Origin of the sequence: Aeromonas sp. A35_P, assembly GCF_002259925.1 — a bacterium.
Lineage (GTDB): Bacteria > Pseudomonadota > Gammaproteobacteria > Enterobacterales > Aeromonadaceae > Aeromonas > Aeromonas dhakensis.
In genome coordinates this window covers 1-8,117 of sequence record NZ_NEVB01000073.1, presented here as the reverse complement: position 1 = coordinate 8,117, position 8,117 = coordinate 1, and the positions used below count along the sequence as shown (strand labels likewise).

Here is an 8,117-nt window from a genome sequence, read left to right as displayed (position 1 = left end):
CGAAAATAGTGTTCCCAGTCAATGACATCTGGTGATGGCAGTGATTGCATTGCAGCACGCGTGGCCGACTTTTCAGGTGACAACAGGTCTTGTTGGCACATTCAGGGCAGACAAAGCCGTGAGGAAAACGCCAAGTGAACAACGCGTTTTCGCACTGAGCTTCAGTGCCATAGTCCTTGAGAAGCTCAAACAGGCTGTAGCCTTTCTGGAATTGGACTTTGCTTTTGGCCATGATCTCGCTCCTCGATAACTGTGCATAAGATCAGTATAGTTCGGGGTGACTGCTAATCATGGGTAATCAGGTTCTATTTTGCATGCTGCGGTTAACCGTTACTCGCTGGCATAACCCGCGGGGCCGAGCAGGGTGCCGTCGAGCAGGGCGGCACCCTCCAGCATCTGCAGCCTGCCTTCACAGAACCACTGCACCACCAGCGGGTAGATGCTGTGCTCCTGCACCTGCACCCGGGCCGCCACCTCCTCGGCCGTGTCCCCTTCGAAGATGGGAACGCGGGCCTGCAGGATCACCGGGCCGCCGTCGAGCTCTTCGGTGACGAAGTGGACGCTGGCGCCGTGCTCGTCATCACCGGCGTCGATGGCGCGCTGGTGGGTGTGCAGCCCTTGGTACTTGGGCAGCAGGGAGGGGTGGATGTTGACCATCCGCCCGGCAAAGTGCCGCACCAGGTCGGCACTAAGGATCCGCATAAAGCCGGCCAGCACCACCAGGTCGGGCTGATAGTCGTTCATCAGCGCCAGCAGGGCGGCGTCATACTCCTCCCGACTGGCAAACTGCTGCTGGGCGAGGATGGCGGTGGCCACCCCCGCCTCTTTGGCGCGCACCAGGCCATAGGCATCGGCCTTGTTGCTGATGACGCCGACCACCTGACCGGCAATCTTGCCGTCGGCACAACTGTCGAGAATGGTCTGCAGGTTGCTGCCGTTGCCGGAGATAAGGACCAGGATCCGCATCATTGGATGATGACCTGCTCCTCACCATCGGCCGCCTTGGCGATATGGCCGATGTGCCAGGCGTTTTCGCCTTCTGCCTTGAGCAGGGTCAGCGCTTTTTCCAGCTGATCCGCCGGCAGGGCGATGATCATGCCGACGCCGCAGTTGAAGGTGCGATACATCTCGTGACGGGTGACGTTGCCGGCCTCTTGCAGCCAGCTGAACACCGCCGGCCACTGCCAGCTCTGCTCGTCGATCACCGCCTGGGTGTTGGCAGGCAGCACGCGCGGGATGTTCTCCCAGAAACCGCCACCGGTGATGTGGGAGAGGGCGTGGATCTCGCACTCCTTGATGAGCTTGAGCACGGGTTTCACGTAGATGCGGGTTGGCTCCAGCAGGGCATTGGCCAGGGTGGTCTCACCCAGCGGCTGCTGCACGTCGGCCTTGGAGACTTCCAGGATCTTGCGAATGAGGGAGAAGCCGTTGGAGTGGGGGCCGCTGGCGGCCAGGGCGATCAGGGCATCCCCGTCGCCGACCTTGCTGCCGTCGATGATCTCGCTCTTCTCCACCACACCGACGCAGAAACCGGCGATGTCGTAGTCTTCCCCTTCATACATGCCCGGCATCTCGGCGGTTTCGCCGCCCACAAGGGCGCAGCCGGACTGCTCGCAGCCGGCACCGATGCCGGTGACCACGGCCGCGGCGGTGTCGACGTCCAGCTTGCCGGTGGCATAGTAGTCGAGGAAGAAGAGGGGCTCGGCGCCTTGCACTATGAGGTCATTGACGCACATGGCCACCAGATCGATGCCCACAGTGTCGTGCTTCTTCAGGTCGATGGCGAGGCGCAGCTTGGTGCCCACCCCGTCGGTGCCGGAGACCAGCACCGGCTCCTTGTAGCCCGCAGGGATTTGACACAAGGCCCCAAAGCCGCCAAGACCACCAAGGACTTCAGGACGACGAGTGCGCTTTGACACGCCCTTGATACGTTCAACCAGTGCATTGCCGGCATCGATATCCACGCCAGCATCCTTGTAGCTCAGTGAGGTTTTGTCAGTCACGCGTATTCCCCGTCATATAAAGAAGTGGAGGGTAAAATTCGGGGCGTATTCTAACAGTGGCGGTGAAAAACCAGAAAGGAAATCGTTTGCGCGTTTTTGCGCGGAAATGCTCTACAAGCGGCGGCTTTTGTTGTATGATTCCGCGATTTTTTTGCGGCAGTTAGAGGAGATAATAATGAAAGTCGTTGAAGTCAAACACCCCCTGGTCAAGCACAAGATCGGTCTGATGCGTGAAGGCGATATCAGCACCAAGCGTTTCCGTGAACTGGCCAAGGAAGTGGGCAGTTTGTTGACCTACGAAGCGACCTCTGACTTCGAAACCGAGAAGGTTACCATCGATGGCTGGAACGGGCCAGTGGAAGTTGACCAGATCAAGGGCAAGAAGGTCACCGTGGTGCCCATCCTGCGTGCCGGTCTGGGCATGATGGACGGCGTGCTGGAGCACATGCCGAGCGCCCGCGTCAGCGTGGTCGGCATCTACCGCGACGAAGAGACCCTGCAGCCGGTTCCCTACTTCGAGAAGATCGTCAGCAACATCGAAGAGCGTCTGGCGCTGGTGATCGACCCCATGCTGGCCACCGGCGGCTCCATGATCGCCACCATCGACCTGCTCAAGAAGAAGGGCTGCCAGTCCATCAAGGTGCTGGTGCTGGTTGCCGCGCCGGAAGGCATCAAGGCGCTGGAAGCCGCTCACCCGGACGTGGAGCTGTTCTGCGCCTCCATCGACCAGGGCCTGAACGAGAAGGGCTACATTGTCCCGGGTCTGGGCGACGCCGGCGACAAGATCTTCGGCACCAAGTAAGCCGCTATCGCCTCAAGGCGTGCCAGGCTGGCGCGCAAACGGAGCCGGCATCTCGCCGGCTCCGCTGTTTCTCCCGCCCTCGGCTTGCTGCCATGCGCGCCTTGCCGCTACCATAAGCACCATCTCCCATTTCGAGACTTTTCTCATGCTCAAACGTGTTGTGACCGCCCTCTGCTGCGGCTTGTCATTCATGGTGTCGGCCGCCCAGGTGACCGATCTCTATCAGGGCAAGGCCCCCACCAGCGGCGACATGGCGGCAGCTCAGTCCCAGGCCCTGGGCGAGGTGCTCGTCAAGGTGACCGGCAAGCGCGACATCCTAACCCAGCCGGCGGTGGTCAAGGCGCTGGCGGCCCCCGGCGCGTTCGTGCAGCACTACGGTTATCAGGACGTGGGGCCGGTGAAGTTTCTCAAGGCCGATTTCGACGTGACCAAGGTCAATGCCCTGGTGGCCGAGAGCAAGTTCGCCCTGCTGGGCCCGGCCCGGCCGCAGGTCGCCATCTGGCTGGTGATCAATGAAGGGGAGCGGCGCATTCTGCCGGATCAGTCCAGCGATGGCTGGGCCGCTGCCCTGCGTACTCAGGCCCAGGCGATGGGGTTGCCGGTCAGCATTCCGCTGATGGACTTGGATGACAACATGGCGGTCAATGCCACCGACGTCTGGGGCCGTTTCGCCGATCCCATCCTCAAGGCGAGCCAGCGCTATGGCGCCGAGATGGTGGTGTTGGGCAAGCTCACCCCGGAGGGGGACAAGTGGAGCATCGACTGGGGTCTCTACGGGCCCAAGGCTGGCGCTGAGCTGAGTGAACTGACCAAGGGTGAGGGCGCTGGCACCCAGGCCGAGGTGGCGCAGACGTTCGCCGATGCCCTGGCAGGCTGGCTGGTGCAGAACTACGGGGCGCGCATCTCCGGTGTTGCCTCCAGCCAGACGCTGGTGGTGGAGGGGCTGTCCGGTATCGACGGCATGATCACGGTGCAGAAGATGCTGCAGGGGATGGCCAGCGTCACCAAGGTGGAGATTGGCAAACTGGAGGGGGACAAGGTGACCTTCAACTTGAGCCTGCAGGGGGACAAGGCCGAGCTCATCCGCGGGCTGCAGCTGGAGAGCCGGTTGCGCCAGCTGGCGGATACCCCGGAGGGGCTGAGCTACCAGTGGTCGCAGCCCTGATCCTGGTCGAGGATCCTGACCGTTCGGCCGAGAGCCATGGGCGCTCTCTTGCCAGGGCTTGAGTGCGTCGGCCAAGGAGTAGCCGCTTTCGTTAGCAATGGTCGCAGCCTCGATCCTTTATGAGGATCCACACCGCCCGGCATCGTCCGGGCGGTTCTCTATCCGCCTTCGCAATGATACACTGGCCCGCAAATGTCACAGTCAAAGCCCAACGAGTGAAGCAACCGGCCCAACTGTCTTTAGCCGTACAACTACCGGATGATGAAACCTTCGTCAGTTTTTATCCCGGCAACAATGCTCATCTGATCACCGCCCTCAAGAATGCGGCCATTGGTCAGGGTTCGCCTTTCCTCTATTTCTGGGGGGCCAAGGGATCGGGCCGCTCCCATCTGCTGCACGCCACCTGCGCCGAGGTCAATGCCCGCGACGCCGCTGCTGCTTACCTCTCTCTCGATCAGTTCGAACAGCTCGACCCCAGCATGCTGGATGCCCTCGAAAGCCTGCCGCTGGTCTGCCTCGACAGCCTGGAGGCTATCGCTGGCAATGCCCTGTGGGAGCGCGCCCTGTTCGACTTTTACAATCGTTGGAAGGAGAAGGGCGAGGGGACCCTGGTGGTGACCGGTTGCAGCGCGCCGCGCAAACTGGGGCTGCAGCTGCCTGATCTCGCCTCCCGTCTCGATTGGGGGGTGAGCTTCCACCTCGACGAGCTGGACGATGAGGGCAAGCTCAGTGCCCTGCAGCTGCGTGCCGAGCTGCGGGGCTTCAAACTGCCCATCGACGTGGGCCGCTTCCTGCTCAACCGCCTCTCGCGCGATATGCGCACCCTGCTCACCACCCTCAATCAGCTCGACAACGCCTCTTTCCGTGCCAAGCGCAAGCTGACCATCCCTTTTGTTAAAGAGATCCTCGAGCTCTGAGTCCTTCGGGTGTGCTTGAGTGTGAGCGACGCCTAAGCAATGAATAAAAAGAAACCCCGGCCAGTGGCCGGGGTTTTGCTATCTCAAGGACTCTCTCAAAGAGTTCTGCCTAATCAGTGGAACTGATCTTCTTCAGTTGAGCCAGTCAGCGCGGTCACCGAGGATTGGCCACCCTGGATGACGGTGGTCACCTTGTCAAAGTAACCGGTGCCCACCTCCTGCTGGTGCGCCACGAAGGTGTAGCCACGCTCGGCGGCGGCGAACTCGGGCTGCTGCACCATCTCGACATAGTGCTTCATCCCTTCGCCACGGGCGTACTGGTAGGCCAGCTCGTACATGTGGAACCACATGTTGTGGATCCCTGCCAGGGTGATGAATTGGTACTTGTAACCCATGTCGGACAGTTCCTGCTGGAAGCGGGCGATGGTGGCATCGTCCAGGTTCTTCTTCCAGTTGAAGCTCGGCGAGCAGTTGTAGGCCAGGATGCGATCCGGGAACTGGGCCTTGATCGCTTCGGCAAACTTGCGCGCTTCGTCCAGATCCGGCTTGGCGGTTTCGCACCACACCATGTCGGCGTAGGGGGCGTAGGCCAGACCGCGGGCAATGGCCTGATCGATGCCGGCACGCACCTTGTAGAAGCCTTCGGCGGTACGCTCACCGGTCAGGAAGTCGGCATCGTAAGGATCTGCATCCGTGGTCAGCAGGTCTGCTGCGTTGGCGTCGGTTCGGGCGATCACCAGGGTGGTGGTGCCACAGACGTCGGCCGCCAGACGAGCCGCGACGAGCTTCTGCACCGCTTCCTGGGTCGGAACCAGCACCTTGCCGCCCATGTGACCGCATTTTTTCACGGAAGCGAGCTGATCTTCGAAGTGGACGCCGGCGGCGCCCGCTTCAATCATCCCCTTCATCAGCTCGAAGGCGTTCAGCACGCCGCCGAAGCCGGCTTCCGCATCCGCGACGATGGGCAGGAAGTAGTCGATGAAGCCCTCATCCTGCGGCCCTACCTTGTTGGCCCACTGGATCTGGTCGGCACGGGTGAAGGAGTTGTTGATGCGCTCCACCACCGACGGCACCGAGTTGGCCGGATAGAGGGACTGATCCGGATACATGGTGGAGGAGAGGTTGTTGTCTGCCGCTACCTGCCAGCCGGAGAGGTAAATCGCCTCGATCCCCGCCTTGGCCTGCTGCACAGCCTGACCGCCGGTCAGGGCGCCGAGGCAGTTAACGTAGCCTTTCTTGGCGTCGCCGTGGATCAGGCCCCACAGCTTGTCAGCACCGCGCTGAGCCAGGGTGTGCACTGGCTGCAAGCTGCCGCGCAGGTTCACCACATCTTCGGCGCTGTAGCCGCGCTTGATCCCTTTCCAGCGGGGGTTTTCCGCCCAGTCTTTCTCGATAGCCTGGATCTGTTGCTCACGGGTCAGTGCCATATCAGTTCCCTCTTTCATTGATTTCACGTTTCCATTGACTTGTTATTGGCGAGCCCCGCCCGGGGCCCGTGATTCAGAGCCGCTCGTAACCGGGCAGCGTCAGAAAATCGATCAGGGTATCGGCGCAGGTGATCTCTTCCATCAGGGCGCTCGCCTCGGCGAAGCGACCCGACTGCCAGCGGGCTTCGCCCACCTCGCGTTTGACCACCTCCTGCTCCTCAGTCAGCATCTGGCGGAACAGATCCTTGGTCACCACCTGGCCGGTGGAGAGGCTCTTGCCGTGGCGGATCCATTGCCAGATGGAGGTGCGGGAGATCTCGGCGGTAGCCGCATCTTCCATCAGACCGTAGATGGGCACGCAGCCGTTGCCATTGAGCCAGGCCTCCAGATACTGCAGGGCAACCCGGATGTTGGTGCGCATGCCTGCCTCGGTGCGCTCTCCTTCGCAGGGTGCCAGCAGGTCGGTAGCTGTGATGGGGGCATCCTGCTCGCGCAGCACGTCGATCTGGTTCTTGGCGCCGGCCGGGATGGTGGCGTTGAACACGGCCATGGCGGTGTCGGCCAGGCCCGGGTGGGCCACCCAGGTACCATCATGGCCGTTGTCGGCTTCACGCTGTTTGTCGGCGTGTACCTTGGCGAAGACCTGCTCGTTGACGGCGGCATCCTTGGCCGGAATGAAGGCGGCCATGCCCCCCATCGCCAGCGCGCCGCGCTTGTGACAGGTCTTGATCAGCAGTCGCGAGTAGGCGGAGAGGAACGGCTTGTCCATGGTCACCACCTGGCGGTCCGGCAGGACGCGATCCGGGTGGTTCTTGAGGGTCTTGATGTAGCTGAAGATGTAGTCCCAGCGGCCGCAGTTGAGGGCCACGATGTGATCCTTCATCTGATAGAGCAGCTCGTCCATCTCGAACACCGCCGGCAGGGTTTCGATCAGCACGGTGGCCTTGATGGTGCCGCGGGGCAGGCCGAACTTGTCTTCGGTCCAGGCGAACACCTCGCTCCACCAGCGCCCTTCCAGATGGCTCTGCAACTTGGGCACGTAGAAGTAGGGGCCGGATCCCTTGGCCAGCAGCGCCTTGTGGTTGTGCAGGAAATTGAGGGCGAAGTCGAACAGGCCGCCGGGAATGGGGGCACCATCAAAGGTGACGTGTTTCTCCGGCAGGTGCAGACCGCGCACCCGGCAGATGAGCACCGCAGGCTCGGCATTGAGGGTATAGGATTTCCCCTCCGGGCTCTGGTAGGCAATGGTGCCATTGACCGCATCGCGCAGGTTGATTTGACCCTCGATCACCTTGTTCCAGGCGGGGGCCAGTGAATCTTCGAAGTCCGCCATGAACACCTTGACGTTGGCGTTGAGGGCGTTGATCACCATCTTGCGCTCGACCGGGCCGGTGATCTCCACACGGCGATCCTGCAGGTCGGCAGGAATGCCGCGTACCGTCCAGTCGCCGGCGCGGATGTGGGCAGTCTCAGGCAGGAAGTCCGGTAGCTCGCCGCCATCGATACGGGCCTGGCGTGCCACACGTTGTTTCAACAATTCGTCCCGTTGGGGAGCAAAGCGTTCCACCAGTTCGGATACCAGGGCCACCGCGTCCGGCGTCAGAATTTGCGCGTAATCGGGATGCATTTCGCCCTGGATGCGCAGACGGGCGCTACAGTGGGTCTGGGCCGGTGCCGACATAGTGTTCACTCCTTTGAGAATTACATTTTGAACTAATTAACTACGACTAAAGTCGATCCCTGTTTTTTCAATCATCCCGTAACAACGGGATAACACGATTCATAAGGTGCGAAATATTGCTC

General features: G+C 61.4%; 8 protein-coding genes. 3 read left to right on the top strand and 5 right to left on the bottom strand.

What is annotated here, in order from left to right; translation table 11 throughout:
* From CAK78_RS05880 to purM, 3 genes are all read right to left on the bottom strand, one after another.
* Positions 1–232: transposase (locus CAK78_RS05880; protein WP_141214132.1), on the bottom strand; the 232-nt coding region annotated here is incomplete at its 3' end.
* A 98-nt stretch (positions 233–330) separates the two neighbouring features.
* Positions 331–969, bottom strand: a complete 639-nt coding sequence (gene purN, locus CAK78_RS05875) for a phosphoribosylglycinamide formyltransferase (protein ID WP_094696670.1) — start codon at positions 967–969, stop codon at positions 331–333.
* Positions 966–2,003: a phosphoribosylformylglycinamidine cyclo-ligase gene (gene purM, locus CAK78_RS05870; RefSeq protein WP_094696669.1), complete on the bottom strand. Its 1,038-nt coding sequence runs from the start codon at positions 2,001–2,003 to the stop codon at positions 966–968. Before purM ends, purN begins: the two co-directional genes overlap by 4 nt.
* Before the next feature lie 175 nt (positions 2,004–2,178).
* Here purM and upp point away from each other — a divergent pair, with 175 nt between their 5' ends.
* The 3 genes from upp (at position 2,179) to hda (ending at position 4,887) form a co-directional block, all read left to right on the top strand.
* Positions 2,179–2,805 (top strand): uracil phosphoribosyltransferase, encoded by a 627-nt coding sequence (gene upp / locus CAK78_RS05865; RefSeq protein WP_005302745.1) that lies wholly within the window; start codon positions 2,179–2,181, stop codon positions 2,803–2,805.
* A gap of 145 nt (positions 2,806–2,950) precedes the next feature.
* Complete coding sequence (locus CAK78_RS05860; RefSeq protein ID WP_094696668.1) at positions 2,951–3,970, top strand: DUF2066 domain-containing protein; 1,020 nt, start codon at positions 2,951–2,953, stop codon at positions 3,968–3,970.
* Between the two features lie 215 nt (positions 3,971–4,185).
* Positions 4,186–4,887 (top strand): DnaA inactivator Hda, encoded by a 702-nt coding sequence (gene hda / locus CAK78_RS05855; RefSeq protein WP_010633474.1) that lies wholly within the window; start codon positions 4,186–4,188, stop codon positions 4,885–4,887.
* A 113-nt stretch (positions 4,888–5,000) separates the two neighbouring features.
* On the opposite strand, the gene aceA is transcribed toward hda, so the two are convergent.
* On the bottom strand, positions 5,001–6,314 hold the full coding sequence (gene aceA / locus CAK78_RS05850; RefSeq protein ID WP_094696666.1) for an isocitrate lyase: 1,314 nt from the start codon (positions 6,312–6,314) through the stop codon (positions 5,001–5,003).
* 73 nt (positions 6,315–6,387) lie between these two features.
* Positions 6,388–7,995 carry a malate synthase A gene (gene aceB, locus CAK78_RS05845; protein WP_094696665.1) on the bottom strand — a complete coding sequence of 536 codons (1,608 nt, stop codon included), beginning with the start codon at positions 7,993–7,995 and terminating at the stop codon, positions 6,388–6,390.
* Positions 7,996–8,117: the final 122 nt, after the last annotated feature.

Bases quoted from the DNA above. Each gene is read 5' to 3' on its own strand.
- purN (WP_094696670.1), bottom strand. From the start codon at position 969: ATGATGCGGATCCTGGTCCTTATCTCCGGCAACGGCAGCAACCTGCAG.
- upp (WP_005302745.1), top strand. From the start codon at position 2,179: ATGAAAGTCGTTGAAGTCAAACACCCCCTGGTCAAGCACAAGATCGGT.
- CAK78_RS05860 (WP_094696668.1), top strand. From the start codon at position 2,951: ATGCTCAAACGTGTTGTGACCGCCCTCTGCTGCGGCTTGTCATTCATG.
- aceA (WP_094696666.1), bottom strand. From the start codon at position 6,314: ATGGCACTGACCCGTGAGCAACAGATCCAGGCTATCGAGAAAGACTGG.
- aceB (WP_094696665.1), bottom strand. From the start codon at position 7,995: ATGTCGGCACCGGCCCAGACCCACTGTAGCGCCCGTCTGCGCATCCAG.